The organism is Micromonospora sp. C81 (assembly GCF_018070425.1).
Taxonomy (GTDB): domain Bacteria; phylum Actinomycetota; class Actinomycetes; order Mycobacteriales; family Micromonosporaceae; genus Micromonospora; species Micromonospora zamorensis.
The window spans coordinates 42,339-61,369 of record NZ_JAGPXS010000007.1; the positions used below are offsets into that span (position 1 = coordinate 42,339).

Sequence of the window (19,031 nt, forward strand, 5' to 3'; positions counted from 1 at the left end):
CGCTCACACCGCGTACGTCTTGACGAGTTCGTCGATGTACTGCTTGCCGGACAGCGGGCCGCCGAAGGTCCACATGCCGTTGGGCATCTTGCGCACGTTGCCCTTCTGGACGAAGGGCAGCGACTTCCAGATGGCGTTGCCGGCGAGACCGTCGGCGAACACGTCGTCGCCGTCGGAGGCGTTGTAGAAGAAGCGCAGGTTCGGGTCCTTGAGGACCGTCATGCCCTCGACATCGGTCTGGCCGAGACCCCACGCCTCGTCGACCTTGCCGGTCCAGGCGTTGGTGAGGCCGAGCTGGGTGCCGATCTCGGAGACGAGAGAGCCCTTGCCGAACATCCGGATGCTGACGGTGCTGCCCTCCTTCCAGCCGTCGGCCATGGCGAACGGCCGGCCGGCGGCGCCCGCGTCGGCGATCTTCTTCTTGCCGTCGGCGATGGCCGCGTCGAAGTCGGCGAGCAGCTTCTCCGCCTCGGTGGTCTTGCCGACGGCCTTCGCGATCATGTTGAGGTCCGCGCGCATCCGGCCGAGGTTGTCGGTGGCGTCACTGCCCTTGGCGACCACGACGGGGGCGTACTTCTCCAGCTGGCTGACCATGTTGGCGCCCCGGTCGTCCTCCATCACGATGAGGTCGGGCTGGAGGGCGACGATCGAGTCGACGCTGGGCTCGCCGCGCGTGCCGACGTCCTTGACGCCCGGGTCGAGCTTCGCGGAGGTGACCCAGGTGCCGTAGCCCTTGGGGTCGGCGACACCGACGGGCATGACGCCCAGGCTGACCAGCATCTCGACCTCGCCCCACTCGAGCCCGACGACCTTGGTCGCCGGGGCCTTGAGGGTGATCTCCTTGCCGCGGCTGTCGGTGAGGGTGACCGGGCCGCCGGCCGCCGAGGAGGAGGTCTCGGGGGCCGCGGCGTTCTCGGTGGTGCCGCAGGCGCCGAGCGTCAGCGCGGCGACGACGGCGAGGAGGGCGGTGAAACGGGTACGGGTCATGACGGTCTTTCTCTGCTGGGGATGAGGGGTGTTCAGACCAGGGCGCGGATCGCGTGCCGCCCGACCGGGCGGGTGGTGACCAGTCCGCTGATCGGGTCGGTGGTCACCTCGATGCGGATCCCGTAGGTCTCGGTGAGGGCGTCCTCGGTGAAGACCGCCGCGGGGGTGCCGGTGGCGCGCACCCGGCCCTGTTGCAGCAGGACCACCTCGTCGGCCACGGCGGCTGCCTGGTTGAGGTCGTGCAGCACGACGCCGACGGCGACGTCGTGGTCGTCCGCGAGGTCACGGACCAGGTCGAGGATCTCCACCTGGTAGCGCAGGTCGAGGAACGTGGTGGGCTCGTCGAGCAGCAGCACCGGGGTGTCCTGGGCCAGGCAGGTGGCCAGCCACACCCGCTGCAACTCGCCGCCGGACAGCTCGTCGACGGGTCGATCGGCCATTGCGGCGACGCCGGTGACGTCCATGGCGCGGGCGATGGCCGCCGGACCGTTCGGATCCTCCGCGCGCCAGCGCCCTCGGTAGGGGTGGCGGCCGTATCCCACGACGTCGTGGACGGTGACCCCGCTGGGCACCGGCCGGCTCTGGGCGAGCAGCGTGACCCGACGGGCGAACTCCCGGGACGGGAGGCTGGCGGCGGTGACGCCGTCGGCGAGGTGGACCGTGCCGGACTGGATCGGATGCAGCCGGGCCAGGGCCCGCAGCAGGGTGGACTTGCCGCTTCCGTTGGGCCCCACCAGCGCGGTCACGGCACCCGCACGAAGGCTGATCATGGCACCGTGCACCACCGGCACACCGTGGTAGCCCAGACGGAGGTCGACGCCGGACAGGCTGCGCTCCCCGTTGGCCGACGCCAACTCGCTCTGCATTAGGTGAGGCTAACCTAAGGAAATGCCCGCGTGTCAAGCCGGTCCCGGAGTCGTGGTCCGCGGGGAGAGCGTCGGTGGTCGGGTCCGTGCACGCGTGGGGGATGCTGGTTCCGTGCAGATCACGACCCTCGGCCCACTCGCCGTTGACGGCCGACCGGTCCGGGGTGAACGGCTCGCCGCGGTGATCCGCGCGCTCGTCGACGCGCGTGGACGGGCGGTGTCGACGAGTCTGCTCACGGACGCCGTGTGGGACGGCGCGCCACCCGACGACGCGACCGGTGCCGTCCAGGCGCTCGTGTCCCGGGTACGTCGTCTCGGTCTGCCCGTGGTCGCGGTGCCGGGCGGATACCGGCTGCCCGCCGACGAGATCACCGTCGACGCGGTCGAGGCGCGCGCGATCGTCGACCGGGCGCGCGCCGCGCTCCAGGGGGGCGACGCCGGTGCCGCCCGCAGCACTGCCGATCAGGCGCGAGCCCTGTTCCCCGAGGTCCCCGAACTCGACACCACAGAGGACACCCGCCTGTTCGCGGACGTCGCCGCGCTGCGCGCACAGGCGGCACTCGCCGGCGCGGGCCCGTTCGACGAGGTCGACCTGGGTCGGCTCGTCGCGCGCACACCGCCGGACGAGCCATCCGCCGCCCTGCTCGTCCGGGTCCTCGCCGCTCAGGGGCGGGAGGCGGAGGCGCTGGAGGTGGTGGAGAGACTCCGGGCCGAACTCGCCGACCGGTACGGCACCGACCCGTCACCCGTGATCACACAGGTCCACCTGGCGCTGCTGCGCGGCGAGCTGACCACCCCGGCCGTCGAGCCCTCGCCCCGGCAGCCGATGCGGATCGCCCTGCCCGCCGCGTGGCGCCGGCCGATGACCGCCCTCGTCGGCAGGGAACGCGACGTCGCGGCCGTGGTGGAGGGACTCGCCGACGCGCCTCTGGTGACGATCGTGGCAGCCGGCGGCGCGGGCAAGACCCGTCTCGCCGCCGAGGTGACGCGTCGCACGGCGGCGGCCGGGCGGTCGGTACGCGTGATCGAACTGGCCGGCCTGCGCTCGTCCGACGAGGTGCTGCCCACCGTGCTCGCGGCCCTCGGGGGCGCGGACACCTCGGCGACCGGCGGCAACCTGGGCCTGGAGCGGCGGGTGCTCAGCCCCGAGGAACGGCTTCGCGCCGTGGCCCCCGACCTCGACGGGTTGGTCGTGCTGGACAACTGCGAACACGTCCTCGACGCGGTGGCCACCGTCGTCGCGGACCTGGTCGCGGTGACCTCGCCCGAGGTCACCGTGCTCGCGACGAGCCGGGCACCGCTGGGCCTCGCCGGCGAACTGGTCCACCGGCTGACCGCCCTGCCGGACAGCGACGCGCTCGCCCTGATCGAGACCCGGGCGAGGGCCGGTGGCGCGGTGCCCACCTGGGACACCACGCGGGCACTCGCACTGTGCCACCGGCTCGACAACCTGCCGCTGGCACTCGAACTCGCCGCCGCGCGACTGCGCAGCATGCCGATCGACGACGTCCTCGCCGGTCTGAGCGACCGCTTCGCGCTGCTCGACGACGCCCTGCGCGGCCTGCCGGAGCGGCACGCGAGCCTGTGGGCGATGGTCGACTGGAGCAGGGAGTTGCTCGCCGAGGACGACCGTGACCTGCTCCAGCGGGTCGCGGTCATCCCCGCGCCGTTCACCGCGGACCTCGCCGCGGCGGTCGCCCAGACCCCGGACGTCCGTCGTGGCCTGGCGACACTCGTGGAACAGTCCCTGTTGACCCTGGTCGAGGGGGACGGTCCACCGCGCTACCGCATGCTCGAAACGGTCCGTGAGTACGGCGAAGCCCGCCTCGACGCGGTAGGTGCACGGGGACCGGCCATGGACGGCCTGGTCGAGTGGGCGCGGGAGCAGGCGGTCGCGCTCGCCGACCAGTTCGTCGGCCCCGGCCAGATCGACGCGCTCACCCGCTGCGCCGACGAGCAGGACAACCTGCTCGCGGGTCTGCGCTGGGCACTCGGGCAGGACGACGAGCCGGCCGCCGTCGAGATCGCCACCGCGCTGTTCCACCTCTGGGCGGTTCGCGGACTGCACCTGGAGGTGTCCGGGTGGGCGGCGGGTCTGCTGCACGTCGAGGACCCGAAGCGACGGCTCCACTCCGCGATCACCTACGGCCGTCGCAGCGGCCTGCCGCTGCCCAACGCCGACCGGCTGGCCTGGATGTGCCTGTTGATCGGGGTCAACGCCGGCATCAGCGGCGACCTCCGGCTCGCCGTGCTCGCCCGTCGGGCACTTCGGACAGTCCTCGCCGAACGGCCGGACGAGGTGTCGTCCCGGTTGACCGTTATCGCGACTGCGCTACCCCTGTTCGACGCCGTCGACCCGGAGGAGAGCATGAAGGGCACCGTCGGCATGGTCGAGCATCCCGACCCGTACGTGCAGGGGCTCGGCCTGTTCGCCCGCGCCGCGGTCCGGGAGAACGGTGGCATGTACGAGGCGTCGGTCGTCGACGCCGAGCAGGCCTACCGTCGTTTCGAGGTGGCCGGTGACCAGTGGGGAATGGCGATGGCGGCGGGTGCCGTCGGGCAGTTCCTGGTGCCGGGCGAGGGTGCGCGGTCCGCCGAGTGGCTGGCGCGCAGCGTCCGCCACATGGAGCTGATCGGTGCCACGCAGGATGCCCGGTCCATCCGGGTGCGGCTGGACGTGCAACTCGCCCTCGCCGGCGACCCGGACGCCGAGCGGCGGCTGGTCGAGACGGCGGCGCCGGGCGAAGCCGAGGCCGTGGACGCCGCGGTGGCGTGCCTCGGGCTGGCCCACGTGGCGTGGCAGCGCGAGCGGTACGACGAGGCCCGGGCGTACGGCGACGGGGTGATCCGCATCCTGGCCGGCTGGACCGGCCCGCCGCCGCAGCCCCGCGCCATGCTCCGGGTCGCGGTGGCGGTCCTGCACCTGCGGGTGGCACAGGTGCGACCGGTGCCGGGAGAGAACGCCGACGCGCGCGCGGCCGCCGCACTGACCCTCGCCAGCGACGAGGCGCTCTCCTCACGGGACCTGCCGGTCATCGGGGCATGGGCGCAGGGCGGCGCCGAACTCGCCGCCCACCGGGGCGACGTGGCGGCGGCTCGCGAGTTGTTCGCGCTCGCGACGCGCATCGGCACCCATGCCGGGACGTTCTTCCCACCCGGCGACGCCGAACGACTCAACGCCGCCCTCGGGGCCGAGGAGCAACGCGAGTCGTTGGTGGCCGTGTGGCGCGGTCGGTCGGTCTCCGCGACCGTCGCCCGGGTCCGCGAGCTGATGGACGACCTGCTCGCCCAAGGGCCTGTGTCAAAGTCGCAGCTGGGCGCGGACCCTGGTCTATCGTGAGCGGGAAGTGACGGTGCGGCGTCCCGGACCGGTGTGCTGGTGAGCCGCTGGTCCACCTTCCGGCCGGGCCGACCAGTTCATCGGGAGCAGGGCATGGGCCTCATCCACATCGAGCTGTTCGCCACCCTCGACCTGGTCGGGCAGTCGCCTGGCGGCCCCGAGGAGGACCCGGAGGGGTTCGCGTTCGGCGGTTGGCAGGCGCCCCTGCTCGACGAGGTCGCCGGGGCGCAGGTCGCTGCCGCGTACGAGGGCACGGACGCCCTGCTGCTCGGTCGGCGGACCTACGACATCTTCGCCGCCTACTGGCCGCACCAGGAGGGCGGCGAGGACAACGCCATCGCCAGCCTCTTCAACCGCATCCCCAAGTACGTGGCCTCCCGGGGGGCACCCGACCTCTCCTGGGCCGGCTCCACACAGCTCGGCCCGGATCTGGCGGGCGCGGTGCGCGAGATCCGTGACCGGCACCAGCACATCAAGGTCGTCGGCAGCCTGAACCTGGTGCAGACCCTGCTGCGCGAGCAACTCTTCGACCGACTCGACCTCTGGGTGCACCCGATCGTGCTCGGCGTCGGAAAGAAGGTGTTCGACGGTGGCGCGGTGCCCACCAACGTGACGCTCCTCGAACCGCCGGTCGCGAGTCCGAAGGGCACCGTTCACCTGCGCTACGGGATCGCCGACGGCACACCCCGGACGGGCGACATGTCCGCGCCCGATCGTGGTGTCGGGCGCGACGACTGACGCCGTCCGGGGTGTTGCTGCCGTCGGCGTTGCATCCAGCCGGGCCAGCATTCGGCCACGGCGTCGGCAGGTCGAGGTGCCGACGCCGTGACCAGGTCAGATCTTCTTGCGGTACGCGCGCAGCGCCAGCGGCATGAACACCGCGACGAAGCCGGCGCACCAGGCGAGCGTCCACCAGACGTGGTTGCCGACCGGCGTGCCGAGGAACAGTCCGCGTACCGACGCCACCAGGTGGGTCATCGGGTTGACGTCCACGAACGCCTGCATCCAGCCCGGCAGCGTGTCGGCGCCGACGAACACGTTCGACGCGAAGCTCAGCGGCATGATCAGCGCGAACATCAGACCCTGTACGGCACCCGGGGTGCGCACCTTCATCGATACCAGCACCGGCAGCCAGCTCAGGCAGAGCGCGAACAGCACCGCGAGCAGACACCCGGCGATCGCCCGGAACGGGTCTGTGTCGATCCGGAAACCCATCACGTAGCCGATCGCGAGGGTCGAGACCGTGACGATCACGTACCGGACGACGTCGCCGAGGACCGCACCGACCAGTGGTGCGGAGCGGGGGATCGGCAACGACCGGAACCGGTCGAAGATGCCCTTGGCGATGTCGGTGTTGAGGTTGACGCCGATCGCGATCGCGCCGGTGGCGATGGTCTGCGCCAGGATGCCGGGCAGCAGGAACTGCAGGTAGTCGTGGGTCGATCCGGCGACCGCGCCGCCGAAGATGTACACGAAGATGATGAGGAACAGCACCGGTTGCAGCGTGACGTCGATGAGCGCCTCGGGCGTGCGCCAGGTCTTGATGAGGCTGCGCTTGGCCAGCGCCAACGAATGTCGGACCAGCCGGAACGGGCGGGGGTTCGGGGTCGTTGTCGAGAGCGCGCGGCTTCTCGTGGGTGCCGTGTCGATCAGAGTGCTCATGCCGCGACCTCCGTGGGGCGGGTGGTGTCGTCAACGGACGCCGTACGCCCGGTGAGGGTGAAGAACACCTCGTCGAGGCTCGGCAGGTGCAGGGAGAGTTCGGTGACTGCGATGCCGGCGGCGGCGAAGCGCGCGACGCTCTCGGTCAGGGCCGCGTCGTCGGTGACCGACACCGCGAGCACGCCCTTGCGGATCTCGTCGGCCTGCGCGCCGGAGCCGACCTGGGTCAGGATCGCCGCGGTGCGGGCCAGTTGCGCCGAGTCGGACGGCCGGACCTCCAGGGTCTGCCCGCCGACCACCCGCTTGAGCCCTTCGGGGGTGTCGTGCGCGATGACCCGGCCGTGGTCGATCACCGTGATCGCGTCGGCGAGCGCGTCGGCCTCCTCCAGGTACTGGGTGGTGAGCAGCACCGTCGAGCCGTTGCCGACCAGCGAGCGGACCACGTCCCACATGTCCTCGCGCTTGGCCGGGTCGAGCCCTGTCGTCGGCTCGTCCAGGAAGATCACGTCGGGAGAGCCGACCAGGCTGGCGGCCAGGTCCAGCCGCCGCCGCATGCCACCTGAGTAGGTCTTGGCCTGCCGGTTCGCGGCGTCGGTCAGGTCGAACCAGTCGAGCAGTTCGGCGGCCCGCCGCCGGGCGCCTGTGCGCCCCAGCTCCAGCAGGGTGCCGAACAGTTCCAGGTTCTGCCGCCCGGTCAGGTCCTCGTCGACCGAGGCGTACTGGCCGGTGAGGCCGATGCTCTGCCGGACGCGCTCGGCGTCCCGTACCACGTCGAAACCGCCGATTCGGGCGGTCCCGCCGTCCGGGGCCAGCAGGGTGGAGAGGATGCGCACGGCGGTGGTCTTGCCGGCGCCGTTGGGGCCGAGCACCCCGAGCACCGTCCCGCGGGGAACGGTGAGGTCCACGCCCTGCAGCGCCCTCGTCTTCCCGAAGTTCTTCACGAGGCCCTCGGCCTCGATCACCAGGTCAGCTGTCATGCGTGCAGCCTGCGCGGGTCGGCTGACACCGCCCTGACAAGCCACCGACACCGGCTGACACGGGCGCTGCGAGTCAGACCGCCGGGCCGTCCGTGTTCCGGATCATCTGCCGGAGCACCTTCAGTGCCGTCACGTAGTCGGCGTCGTCGACTCCCTGATGGATGCGGGCGCGGATCGCCGGAGCATGCTGCTTGAGGTCGACGCGGGCCGCCTCACCCGCCTCGGTGATCCACAGTCGCTCGTGGTCGTCCCGGGTGAGCCAACCCCGATCCAGCAGAACGTCGGCCTCGGCCTCCAGATCGTCCTCGGACCTCAGGTAGGTGCTCATGGCCGATTCAAGCTCGGCGATGGTCATGCCGTGCCCGTCGGGTGAGATGTCGTTGCCCGACAGGTTGCGGAGCAACCAGAACTGGGGCTGGGTGAAGCCGAACTCGGCGTGGCGAGCCCGCGTGAAGGCGATGAGGGCCTCGTAGGCCACGCCGGTCCAGTACGCGGCGGGCTGCGTCGCGAGTTCGGCGTCGGACAGGCGTTGGGTTGCCACGGGTGCCTCCTGGGAGTGTTCGACTGAGCGACCCTAAAACCTCAAGTCATGTTGAGGTCAATGAGATGATCCGGTTGTCCCCGTGCACGAGCCGCTATGGCGCAGACCGGCCGGCGACGGCGTTCGCAAGGGGCGTAGCCAGGTCTCCGTTGTGTGTAGGTTGCGGAAGTGACAAGAAGCGAGCGAATCGCGGACCAGCTGGACCGGCACTGGCAGAAGAACCTGCGGCCGCGGCTGCACGGCCTTGCCGATGAGGAGTACTTCTGGGAGCCGGTGCGTGGCTGCTGGAGCATCCGTCCACGTGGCACGTCGGCCACACCGATATCGGCAGGTTCGGGGGAATGGGCGATGGACTCCGCGTCCCCTGACCCGGTCCCGCCGCCGGTGACCACGATTGCCTGGCGGCTGGCGCACATCATCGTCTCCTGCCTGGGTTATCGGGTCGGATTTCACTTCGGCGGCCAGGATGTCGACTCCCGGACATTCGCCTACGCGGGGACCGCTGACGAGGCGCTGAAACAGCTCGATGAGATGTACGGGAGATGGAACGCGGGGGTCCGCGAGCTCTCGGACGCCGACCTGGAGAATCCGCCCACCGTGGGTCCCGAACGGTTTCCCATGGAGGGCATCGTCCTGCACGTCAACAGGGAGCTGATCCACCACGGCGCCGAGATTTCCCTGCTGCGCGATCTCTACCGCTGGCAGGACGGCGTGGTCGGTTCCAAGATGGCGCAGCTTCAGCGTTGAGGGGGGCACCGATGGGCAGCACGGTGTTGAGCATGAGCATGTCGTTGGACGGCTTCGCCGCCGGCCCTGACGTCACCGCCGGACAACCGATGGGCAGAGGCGGCGAGCGGCTGCACGAGTGGTTGTTCCAGGCCGACGGGGATCGCGCTGTTGCGGCTGACGGCGTCACCCCGGTCGGGGTCGACGCCGCGCAGGTACGAGAGCGTCATGCCACGACCGGCGCCGTGGTGATCGGCAAACGGACGTTCGATGTCGGTGTGGACCTGTGGCAGGACACCCCGTTTCCGGTGCCGTGCTTCGTGGTCACGCACGAGTCGCGCGACCCGTTGCGGATGAAGAGCGACGTCTTCACGTTCGTGAACGACGGCCTCCACAGCACGCTGCGCCAGGCGCGACAGGCAGCAGGCGACCGGAACGTCCTCATCATGGGCGGGCCCACCACAGGACAACAGTTCGTCAGGGCCGGGCTGGTGGACGAGATCCACGTCCAACTCGTACCGGTGTTCCTCGGCACCGGCACCCGCCTGTTCGACCACCTCGGCACCGACCACATCGAACTCGAACGCACCGCGGTGATCGAATCACCACACGTCACGCACCTGCGCTTCCACGTCCCGAGGTGACCGCTCGGCGTCGGCCGGCCCGCGGTGCGGACTCGACTTCCGCCGTGCAGGCCGGCCGACGCCTGCGCTGCCGCACCAGTGGTCGAAGTCGCGATATGCTGGCGGCGGCAGAGCGCCTGCCAGCGCCCGATGTGGTGGCCCACGCCTGACCGCATCCCGGGGCCAAGAGTCTCCGACTCCGCGCCGCTGTGTCGACTCCCGGCGTGCCGGTCACGCCGCCCGTTCGGTGGAGTGCGTGGGGCTGCACCGGAGGCGTCATGTCTGATCACCAACCACGGCCGACCCCCACCCCGGGACGTGCTCGCAAGCGCGCCATCCGGGAGCACGCCGCCCAGGCCGGTGTCGCCTACTCGGTGGCTGCACGCCACCTTGAGTCGGTGGGGCTGCGACCCGGCGAAACCCTCGCCACGTACGGGCGGACGATCTATCCGATCGGGTTCGATCCGCATCGCCAACTGCTCGTCGAACGCCGTGAGCGGCGGTCGTTCGACGAACGGGTGTCGGACACCAGGCGGGCCGCGGTCCTGCCTCATGGCCGCGCGCAGCACCTCGCCGAGCGGTTCCCGCCCAGCCGTGGTCGTACCGGCAGCGGGGTGGGCGCGCTCTATCACGGCGAGGGCCGGGTGGAACTGCTCGCGATGGTGTACGTGGTGATCGCGGCCGAGTCCCCGGGGCTGCTGCCCGAGGTGGGGGATCTCGTCTGGATCGCGGAGCTGGGCGAGGACACCGCGCTCGACACTGCCTGCGCCGAGGTCGACCGCGAGGCCCGCCGGGTGCTCGATCGGGAGCCCCTGGCGCTCTGGTCGGTCATCGAGGCGGCGCTGGCTGTCGCCGAGCACACCGCGGACTGGCAGATCCGCCAGGAAGCGATCCGGCAGGCCGCGCTCCTCCGCACGATGATGACGCCGCGGATCGGGTACGCGGGCGAGCCGTACGTGCCGGGGCTGCCCGTCGCCGGTGTCCGGCAGATCCTCGACGCGCTGCTCATCGTCGCCGACGACGGACACGCGCCGGGCACCCGGGTACGCCTGCGCAGACATCCGGACGACGTGGGGTTGGCCACGATCATCGAGGCCACGTGGGGGTCGTCGGGTCCGCCGGTGGGCTATCTCGTGTGGCCCGACGGGGCGAGGGCGCCGCAGTCGGCCCGCGCCGACGACCTGATCGTCCTGGCCGACCAGGAGTCGCTTCCTCGGTGAGCGAGGGCCCGGCTGAGTCGGCTAGCTGAGGCGGCCGAGCCCGTGCGACCTCGCGGCGGACGGCCGCTGGCCGCAGCTCGGCGCGCGGTCGGCGCGCCGGGGGTGTACGAGGTGGCACGGCAGTGACGAGAATGGCGACCAACGTGAATGTCCCTCGGGCAGCGGCGCCCGGGGGCGACGGGGGGAGAACCGGTGACAGCATCAACACGCCTCGGCGCAGCGGGGGTGGTCCTGGGCCTGGTCCTGGTGGGCCTGAGCGGGCCCCCGGCCGGCGCGCACCAGCGCGACCGGGGCTACTCGGCCGAGATCCGACGCGCGTCGTACGGCGTCCCGCACATCACCGCCACGAGCTACGCCAACCTCGGCTTCGGGGTCGGGTACGTTCAGGCGGAGGACAACCTGTGCGTCATCGCGGAGAAGGCGGTGACGGTCAGCGGCGAGCGCTCCCGTTACTTCGGCGCGACCGGCCCGACCGACGCGAACGTGCGCAGCGACCTGTTCTTCCGCAAGGCCATCGAGGATCGGACGGTGGAGCGGCTGCTCGACGGTCGCCGCGACGGCGTGCACTCCCCGTCCAACGACGTCCGTGACCAGATTCGCGGCTTCGTCGCCGGCTACAACTCCTACCTGCGCCGCACCGGCGCGGCGAGGCTCACCGACCCGGCATGCCGGGCCAAGCCGTGGGTACGCCCGCTGACCGAGCTGGACATCTGGCGTACCACCTGGGACAGCATGATCCGGGCCGGCTCAGGGGCGCTGCTCGACGGGATCGTCGCCGCCGCCCCGCCCACCGCCACCGGCCCGGCGGCCGTCCAGGACGCGACCGGTGCGGCCGCCGTGCTCGCGTCGGTCGACGGCGCACCAGCCGGGGTGGGCAGCAACGCGTACGGGCTGGGCGAGGCGGCGACCGCCAACCGGGGCGGCATGGTGCTGGCCAACCCGCACTTCCCGTGGGAGGGCGCGGAACGCTTCTACCGCATGCACCTCAAGGTGCCCGGCCGCTACGACGTCGAGGGCGCCGCGCTGATCGGCGACCCGATCATCGAGATCGGGCACAACCGCACCCTCGCCTGGAGCCACACCGTCTCTACCGCTCGCCGGTTCGTCTGGCACCGCCTCGCGCTGGTCCCCGGCGACCCCACCTCCTACTACGTGGACGGTCAACCACGGAAGATGACCACCCGCACCGTCACGGTGCGGGTGCCCGGCCCGAACGGCGGCACCGTGCCGGTCAGCCGGACCTTCCACGACACCCACTACGGCCCGGTCGTGGTGGTGCCCGGCAGCTTCGACTGGACCGCCGCCACCGCGTACGCCATCACCGACATCAACGCGACCAACAACCGGGCCTTCGACGGCTGGCTGCAGATGGGCCGCGCCGAGACGGTCCGGGACCTCAAGCGCGTACTCGACCGTTACCAGTTCCTGCCCTGGGTCAACGTGATCGCCGCCGACGCCAGGGGCGAGGCGCTCTACGCCGACCACTCGGTCGTGCCCCGGGTGACGGACGCCCTCGCCGCCGCCTGCATTCCGGCACCGTTCCAGCCGCTCTACACCAGCAGCGGCCAGGCTGTCCTGGACGGCTCCCGGTCGGCGTGCGCGCTCGGCGCCGACCCGGACGCCGTCGTGCCCGGCATCCTCGGCCCCGCGAACCTGCCCGTCCGCTTCCGCACCGACTACGTCACCAACTCCAACGACAGCTTCTGGCTCGCCAACCCCGAGGCCCCGTTGGAGGGCTACGCGCGGATCATCGGTGACGAACGCACCCCCCGCAGCCTGCGTACCCGTCTCGGCCTCGACCAGGTGCAGCAGCGCCTCGACGGCACCGACGGGCTACCCGGCCGCGGGTTCACCACCGACCGTCTGTGGCGGACCGTCTTCGGCAACCGGGTGTACGGCGGCGAACTGGTCCGCGACGACCTGGTGGCGCTCTGCACCGCCCAGCCGACCGGGACCGCCTCGAACGGCGCGACGGTCGACCTGCGTGCCGCCTGCACGACACTGGCCCGCTGGGATCTGCACGCCGACCTGGACAGCCGCGGCGCACACCTGTTCACCGAGTTCGCCCTGGCCAACGGGCTGCGCTTCGCGGAGCCCTTCGCCGTCAGCGACCCGGTGCACACGCCACGCCGGCTCGACACCGCCAACCCGGGCGTGCGTACCGCGCTCGCCGACGCCGTACAGCGGCTCGCTGGCATCCCGCTCGACGCGCGCCTCGGCGACGTCCAGACCGAGCAGCGCGGCGACCGGCGTATTCCTATTCACGGCGGGCGCGCCGAGGCTGGCATCTTCAACATGATCGTCAACAACCGGGTGCCCGGCGTCGGCTACCCGAAGGTGGTGCACGGCTCGTCGTTCGTGATGGCCGTGGAGCTGGGCCCGCACGGGCCGTCCGGGCGCCAGATCCTCACCTACTCCCAGTCGACCAACCCGAACTCACCCTGGTACGGCGACCAGACCGCGCTCTACTCGGGCAAGGGCTGGGACACGATCAAGTACACCGAGGCGCAGATCAAGGCGGACCCGAACCTGCGCACCTACCGGGTGGTGGAGGGTCGCCACCACTGACCCGCGAGCACGCGGCGGCCGGGCTCCCTGGCGGGGAGCCCGGCCGGTGCGGTTGCTCATTTCGGCAGGCGACCCCGCGTGGAGACGAAGTGGTACGACATGACGGCGAACCCGGGATCGCGGACCAGCCGCCGGAAGGCGTTCAGTTGGTTCGGCGACAGCCCCGCGGCGAGCAGGTCCGGTTCCAACTGGCGGGAGTTCGTCTCGTAGAGCGACGCTCCGGTCGAGCCGCCGGCCCAGCTCTGCGAGTGGGTGATGGTGTCCAGGTCGGTCAGACCGGCGAGGGCCATCTCGGTGTGCACGTCCTGCGCCCACCCGAGGTCGGCGCCGTGGTCCGCCAGGACACCCATCATGGCGTCCATGACCTGCGCGAAGAGCTTCGCGGCGTCGTCGGTCGGCGCGGTCAGCACCCGCAGCGGCGCGGTGCAGTCGAACTCCTCGACCACCAGCCACCCGCCGGGAGCCAGCGCGCCGGTGAGCGTACGCAGGACCCGTCGCCGGTCGGGGAGGTGCAGCAGCACCAGCCGGGCGTGGATCAGGTCGAACGCGTCCCCGGGCGGCGGTTCGGTGCGCACGTCGTGCCGGCGTACGTGCAGGTTGCCCTCCGCCGCGAGGTGCGTGGGGTCGATGTCGGTGGCCAGCACGTGGCCGTCGTCGCCGACAGCGCGGGCGAGCCGCCGGGCCATCGAGCCGCCGCCCGCCCCCACTTCCCAGCAGGTCGCTCCCGGTCGCAGCACCGGTTGGGCCAGTCGACGCGTCGTGATCGGGTCCAAGAAGGACTCCAGTGCCTGCATCTGGGGAACGGCCTCCGGTTGGCCGTTGTCGAACGTGTACGTGCCATCGCTGGTAGCGGTTGCCATCGGGTGTCTACCTCTCCGAGGGGTCGGGTGACGTGGGGGTGTCGGCCCAGAGCCGAGGGGCCGGTCGGTTGGGCGGCGGCGGCGGTGGGGCGGCGGCGACGCTCAACATCGCCGCCAGTGGGGCCGGGTCGACGCGCGCCTCGGCCGTCGGACGGTCGTAGACCACCCGGCCGTACTCCAGCACCGCCACCCGGTCCGCGACGTCGATCGCGTGCTGGAGCTGTTGTTCCACGAGCAGCACGGTCAGGCCGTCGGCGGCGAGACCGTTGACCAGCTCACGCACCCGCGCCGCCAGGTCAGGTGAGAGGCCCTCACACGGCTCGTCGAGCAGCAGCACCCGTGGTTGGCCGAGGAGCGCCCGCGCTATCGCCAGCATCTGCTGCTCGCCGCCGGAGAGTTCGCACCCGCGGTGTCGCAGCCGCGCCGCCAATCTCGGCAGCAGTTCGAGGGTCCGGGCCACCGTCCAGCCCTCGCCACCGGAGACGGGTGCCCGCCACGGCGCGGCCGCCAGGTGCAGGTGCTCGGCCACGGTCAACCGGGAGAAGACCCGCCGGCCCTGCGGGACGAGACCGACGCCGGACTGGGCGATGCGATGCGGTTGCCGACCGGCCACGTGCACACCGCCGATCTCGATGCGACCACTGGAGGCTCGCACCAGCCCGGCGATCGTGTGCACGAGCGTGCTCTTGCCCGCGCCGTTGCGACCCACCACGGCCTGGATGCTGCCCGGGCGGACCCGCAGGCTGACCTCGTGCAGCACGATCCCTCCGGCGTAGCCGGCGCACAGACGATCCACCGACAGCATCAGGCCACCCCGTCGGCGTACGCCTGCCGCACCAGCGGCGAGGTGCGGATCTCGTCCGGCGTGCCGGCGGCCAACGTCCGACCGTCGCGCAGGACGGTGACGGTGTCGGAGAGCGCGTACACCAGGTCCAGTCGATGTTCGACAAGCAACACGGCGACCGCCCTGGGCAGCGCCTGGAGCAACTCGACGAGCCGGCCGACCTCGACGGCGGACAGCCCGGCCGCCGGTTCGTCGAGGAGCAGCAGGCGAGGGCGACCGGCAAGGGCCATGGCGATCTCCAACTGGCGTCGTTGGCCGTGTGCGAGGTGCCCGGCCGGCACCGTCGCGACGTCGGCGAGGCCCATCTGATCCAGCAGCGGGCCCGCCCGGTGTTGCGCGATGCGCCGACGTCCACCCGGCCACCACCTGCGGTGGGGTGTGAGCCGGGGCAGCGCGGCGACCACCACGTTCTCCATCGCGGTGAGTGTCGGAAAGACGGCGGGTCGCTGGTGGATGCGGTTGATACCTCGTCGGGCCCGGGCCGCCGGGCCGAGCCGACCGAGGTCGCGTCCATTGAAGATCACCCTGCCGCGCTGGGGTTTCGTGGACCCGCCGATCACGTTGAGCAGTGTCGTCTTGCCGGCTCCGTTGGGGCCGATCAGCGCGTGCCGCTGACCGTCGTGGATGCACAGGTCCACACCGGTCAGCGCGGCCAGCGAGCCGTACCGCACGCTGACCTCCTCGACGTTCAGCAGACCGGTCATCGGTGCAGCTCCGGGACTGTGGCCTGGTCACGGGCGGGTGGCGCGTCCGGCTGCTTCGCCGGCGCGCTCGGCAGACGCCACCGGCCCCGTGCCCGGTGCGTGCCGGTGGGCAGCAGGTAGACCGTCGCCACGAACAACGCGCCCAGCACCAGCGGCGCGTGGCCGGGCAGCACCCCGAACAACCAGTCCCGTACGGCGATGACCAGCGCCGCTCCCACCAGGGCGCCGCCGACCGAGGCGGTGCCACCGATGACGACACCGAGCAGCAGCAGCGCGGAGGTGTCGAAGCCGAAATCGGCGGGGGAGATGTACTGCTGGGCGACGACCAGGAGCGAGCCGGCCGCACCGGCTATCGCCCCGGCGGCCATGTGCGCGCCGGACAGGTACAGCGGCACCCGGTGACCGCTGGCCCGCAGCCGCGTCTCGTCGTCCCGGCCGGCCCGCAGCAGCAGCCCCGCCCGGGTACGCAGCAGCAACAGCACCGCGCCGACCAGCACGGTCACGACGACCAGGGCGTACAGGTAACGGGCCTGGTCGTTGGCCAGGACCGGGAGCCCCCAGAACGGGCGGACCGCGGCGATGCCGGCCAACCCGTCAGTGCCGCCGGTCACCGACCGCCAGCGGCCGAGGACGGTGACGGCGAGTTCACCGATGGCCAGCGTGATCATCAGGACGATCACCCCTCGGGCGTGGACGACGAGGGGCACGGTGAGCGCGGCCAGCACCGCCCCGGCGGCCGCCGCGACGGCGAGCTGCACGACGCCGACATCGGAGATCCGGCTGCCGACCACCGCGCAGGCGTAGGCGCCCGCCGCGTACGGTGCGGTCTGGCCGAGGGTGGGCATGCCGGCGACGCCGGTGAGCAGGGCGACGCTCACCCCGACCAGGGCCAGCGCCAGCGTCCGGGCGAGGATCGCCGTGGTGTAGTCGTCGACCACCCAGGGCGCCACGACCAGGCCGGCCAGGGCGAGGGCCGCCACAGCGCCCCGCGCGCGCCGGATCACCTCGTCCCTCATGCCGCCCTCCACCTGCTGGCCAGGCCACGCGCCCGCACGGCCAGCACCGCCGCCATAGCGGCGAACAGCAGGAACGGTGCGGCGGACGGCAGCAGCGCCACTCCCAGCGTCTGGATCTCGCCGATCGCGAGAGCGGCCAGCAGGGTGCCGCCCATCGACCCGAGCCCGCCGAGGACGACGACCACCAGGGACAGCAGCAGCACCGTGTCGGCGGTGTCCGTGCCGGGGCCGATGATCGGCGCGCCCAGCACGCCGGCCGCACCGGCCAGCGCGCCGGCGGCGGCGAGCACGCCGGCGCGGATCCGCGCGGGACTCACGCCCAGACAGGCGACCATCTCGGGGTCGTCGACGGCCGCCCGGACCAGCATGCCGGCCCTGGTGCGTCGCATGACGAGGTAGAGCGCGGCGGCGATCACCGCGGCGACGACGATGAAGACCAACCGGTACGCGGCGTAGCGGTGACCGGCGACCACCACCGACCCCTCCAGGGCCGCGGGCACCAGGACCTGCGGATCGTCGGGACCGAAGCCGGCGACGAGCAGGCTGCCGCCGGCCAGCGCCACACCGAACGTCAGCAGCGCCTGGCTCAGATGGTTACCGGCGGCGACCGGTGCGAGCAGGCCGGCCAGGAGCACACCCGCCGCGGCGGCGGCCAGCACACCGACCGTCAGCGCCAGCGTCAGACTCGCCCAGCCGCCGTCGAGCAGCGCCGCGGCGGTGTAGCCGCCGATCGCGTAGAGCATGCCGTGCGCCAGGTTGAGGATGTTGGCGACGCCGAAACAGAAGACCAGGCCCGACGCGGCGACGAACACGAGCAGGCCGTAGGCGACCCCGTCCAGCGCCGGTATCAGGTACGGATCGATCCGGTTGGTGTCGGCCGCCACCACCATCATCGGCCGACGGTCGCGAGGTCACCCACGACGGTGTTGGACAGCGCCCGCCCGTCCTGGCGGACCTGCCGCAGATACCACTTCTGCACGGGGGAGTGCGTGGTGGTGGAGAACTGCCAGGTGCCGCGCGGGCTGGCGATCTGGCCGAGCTGGCCGATGGCCGTGTTGATGGCCTCCGGAGTCGGGTCGCTTCCGGCGGCGCCGATCGCCCGGTCCAGCACCGCCGCCGCGTCGTACGAGGCGAGCGCGTAGGTCGTCGGTGAGCCGTCGTGCTTGGCCTTCCACGCCGCCACGAAGGCGCGGTTCTCCGCGTTGTCGAGGTCCGGCGAGTAGTTCAGCACGGAGAAGATGTCCCGGGCTGCCTCGCCCTGCGCGTTGAGCACGCCGCCCTCGGTGAGGAACCCGGCCGCGTACAGCGGGACGTCCTTGATCTCGGACTGCGCGTACTGCTTGACGAAGTCGACAGCGGCGCTGCCGGCGTAGAACGTGTAGACGGCGGCCGCGCCGGAGGCCTTGATCCGGGCGAAGTACGGGGTGAAGTTGGTGGTGGCCGGGAACGGGGTGAAGGTCGTCTTGCCGTCGGAGTTCGCGAGCTTCCCACCGATCTTCCCGAACGCGTCGGTGAACCCCCGCAGCTCGTCCCAGCCGCCCTGGTAGTCCGGCCCGATCGCGTAGACGGAGCCCTTCACGTTGTCGCGGACGTGTTGGGCGATCGCAGCCCCGGGCTCGTCGGAGAGGTACGAGGTGTGCCAGACCCGGGAGACGTCCTTGAGTTCCGGTCGCCCGTTGGAACCGACGAGCGGCACCTTCGTCTCGTCGAGCAGAGGGGTGACCCCGGCGACGGAGCCACCACCGACGATGCCGGTGAGCGCGGACACCCGGTCCTGCTTGAGCAGTTTGGTCGCCGCCGGGACCGCGGTCTGGGCGCCGTTGCCCTCGTCGGCGATGACGAGGTCGACCTGTCGACCGCCGAGTTTGCCGTCGTGGGTGTCCAGGTAGAGCTGGAAGCCGTCGCGGATCTCCGTGCCGACCGCCTGGTACGTCCCGGACAACGAGGCGAGCAGGCCGATCTTTATCGAGCCGCTGGCGCTGGTGCCCGGCGCGTCGTTGCCGCAGGCCGTGCTGGTGGTCAGCGCGGCCGCGAGCAGCGCGGCGGTGAGGGCACGGCTGCGCCAAGGCGTGGTGAGAGGCATGTCTGACTCCAGAG

The 19,031-nt window shown here is 71.8% G+C and carries 17 protein-coding genes; 6 read left to right on the top strand and 11 right to left on the bottom strand.

Features of this window, described 5'->3' with window-relative positions; all coding sequences use genetic code 11:
• Positions 1–3: 3 nt before the first annotated feature.
• Positions 4–987 carry an ABC transporter substrate-binding protein gene (locus tag KBX46_RS13905; protein WP_088947779.1) on the bottom strand — a complete coding sequence of 328 codons (984 nt, stop codon included), beginning with the start codon at positions 985–987 and terminating at the stop codon, positions 4–6.
• A 32-nt stretch (positions 988–1,019) separates the two neighbouring features.
• Positions 1,020–1,853: an ABC transporter ATP-binding protein gene (locus KBX46_RS13910; protein ID WP_210792813.1), complete on the bottom strand. Its 834-nt coding sequence runs from the start codon at positions 1,851–1,853 to the stop codon at positions 1,020–1,022.
• Between the two features lie 112 nt (positions 1,854–1,965).
• On the opposite strand from KBX46_RS13910, the gene KBX46_RS13915 reads away from it, so the two are divergent.
• Entirely contained in the window at positions 1,966–5,193 is a 3,228-nt protein-coding gene (locus KBX46_RS13915; protein ID WP_210792814.1) for a BTAD domain-containing putative transcriptional regulator, read from the top strand.
• Positions 5,194–5,286: 93 nt separating this feature from the next.
• Complete coding sequence (locus KBX46_RS13920; RefSeq protein WP_099852587.1) at positions 5,287–5,931, top strand: dihydrofolate reductase family protein; 645 nt, start codon at positions 5,287–5,289, stop codon at positions 5,929–5,931.
• 96 nt (positions 5,932–6,027) lie between these two features.
• Here the strand turns inward: KBX46_RS13920 and KBX46_RS13925 are convergent, their stop codons facing one another.
• The 3 genes from KBX46_RS13925 to KBX46_RS13935 all read right to left on the bottom strand — a co-directional run bounded on the left by KBX46_RS13925 (position 6,028) and on the right by KBX46_RS13935 (position 8,373).
• Positions 6,028–6,855, bottom strand: coding sequence for an ABC transporter permease (locus KBX46_RS13925; protein WP_210792815.1), 828 nt, complete (start codon positions 6,853–6,855; stop codon positions 6,028–6,030).
• Positions 6,852–7,832, bottom strand: a complete 981-nt coding sequence (locus tag KBX46_RS13930) for an ATP-binding cassette domain-containing protein (protein WP_210792816.1) — start codon at positions 7,830–7,832, stop codon at positions 6,852–6,854. Before KBX46_RS13930 ends, KBX46_RS13925 begins: the two co-directional genes overlap by 4 nt.
• Before the next feature lie 73 nt (positions 7,833–7,905).
• Positions 7,906–8,373: a MarR family winged helix-turn-helix transcriptional regulator gene (locus KBX46_RS13935; protein ID WP_210792817.1), complete on the bottom strand. Its 468-nt coding sequence runs from the start codon at positions 8,371–8,373 to the stop codon at positions 7,906–7,908.
• 168 nt (positions 8,374–8,541) lie between these two features.
• Here KBX46_RS13935 and KBX46_RS13940 point away from each other — a divergent pair, with 168 nt between their 5' ends.
• From KBX46_RS13940 to KBX46_RS13955, 4 genes are all read left to right on the top strand, one after another.
• Positions 8,542–9,120 carry a DinB family protein gene (locus tag KBX46_RS13940; RefSeq protein ID WP_210792818.1) on the top strand — a complete coding sequence of 193 codons (579 nt, stop codon included), beginning with the start codon at positions 8,542–8,544 and terminating at the stop codon, positions 9,118–9,120.
• Positions 9,121–9,152: 32 nt separating this feature from the next.
• The gene (locus tag KBX46_RS13945) at positions 9,153–9,743 is read left to right on the top strand and encodes a dihydrofolate reductase family protein (RefSeq protein ID WP_210792819.1); all 591 of its coding nucleotides are present in this window, start codon (positions 9,153–9,155) and stop codon (positions 9,741–9,743) included.
• 257 nt (positions 9,744–10,000) lie between these two features.
• Positions 10,001–10,942: a hypothetical protein gene (locus tag KBX46_RS13950; RefSeq protein ID WP_210792820.1), complete on the top strand. Its 942-nt coding sequence runs from the start codon at positions 10,001–10,003 to the stop codon at positions 10,940–10,942.
• Between the two features lie 192 nt (positions 10,943–11,134).
• On the top strand, positions 11,135–13,510 hold the full coding sequence (locus KBX46_RS13955; protein WP_308159502.1) for an acylase: 2,376 nt from the start codon (positions 11,135–11,137) through the stop codon (positions 13,508–13,510).
• Between the two features lie 56 nt (positions 13,511–13,566).
• Here KBX46_RS13955 and KBX46_RS13960 read toward each other — a convergent pair whose 3' ends face one another.
• The 6 genes from KBX46_RS13960 to KBX46_RS13985 are packed head-to-tail and all read right to left on the bottom strand — an operon-like array spanning position 13,567 to position 19,017.
• On the bottom strand, positions 13,567–14,370 hold the full coding sequence (locus KBX46_RS13960; protein ID WP_210792822.1) for a bifunctional 2-polyprenyl-6-hydroxyphenol methylase/3-demethylubiquinol 3-O-methyltransferase UbiG: 804 nt from the start codon (positions 14,368–14,370) through the stop codon (positions 13,567–13,569).
• A 7-nt stretch (positions 14,371–14,377) separates the two neighbouring features.
• A complete protein-coding gene (locus tag KBX46_RS13965; RefSeq protein WP_141909064.1) occupies positions 14,378–15,175 on the bottom strand; it encodes an ABC transporter ATP-binding protein in 798 nt (265 codons plus the stop codon).
• Positions 15,175–15,918: an ABC transporter ATP-binding protein gene (locus KBX46_RS13970; RefSeq protein WP_210792823.1), complete on the bottom strand. Its 744-nt coding sequence runs from the start codon at positions 15,916–15,918 to the stop codon at positions 15,175–15,177. Before KBX46_RS13970 ends, KBX46_RS13965 begins: the two co-directional genes overlap by 1 nt.
• Positions 15,915–16,934: a branched-chain amino acid ABC transporter permease gene (locus KBX46_RS13975; RefSeq protein WP_210792824.1), complete on the bottom strand. Its 1,020-nt coding sequence runs from the start codon at positions 16,932–16,934 to the stop codon at positions 15,915–15,917. Before KBX46_RS13975 ends, KBX46_RS13970 begins: the two co-directional genes overlap by 4 nt.
• The gene (locus KBX46_RS13980) at positions 16,931–17,827 is read right to left on the bottom strand and encodes a branched-chain amino acid ABC transporter permease (RefSeq protein ID WP_210792825.1); all 897 of its coding nucleotides are present in this window, start codon (positions 17,825–17,827) and stop codon (positions 16,931–16,933) included. Before KBX46_RS13980 ends, KBX46_RS13975 begins: the two co-directional genes overlap by 4 nt.
• The gene (locus tag KBX46_RS13985) at positions 17,824–19,017 is read right to left on the bottom strand and encodes an ABC transporter substrate-binding protein (protein ID WP_210792826.1); all 1,194 of its coding nucleotides are present in this window, start codon (positions 19,015–19,017) and stop codon (positions 17,824–17,826) included. Before KBX46_RS13985 ends, KBX46_RS13980 begins: the two co-directional genes overlap by 4 nt.
• Positions 19,018–19,031 lie beyond the last annotated feature (14 nt).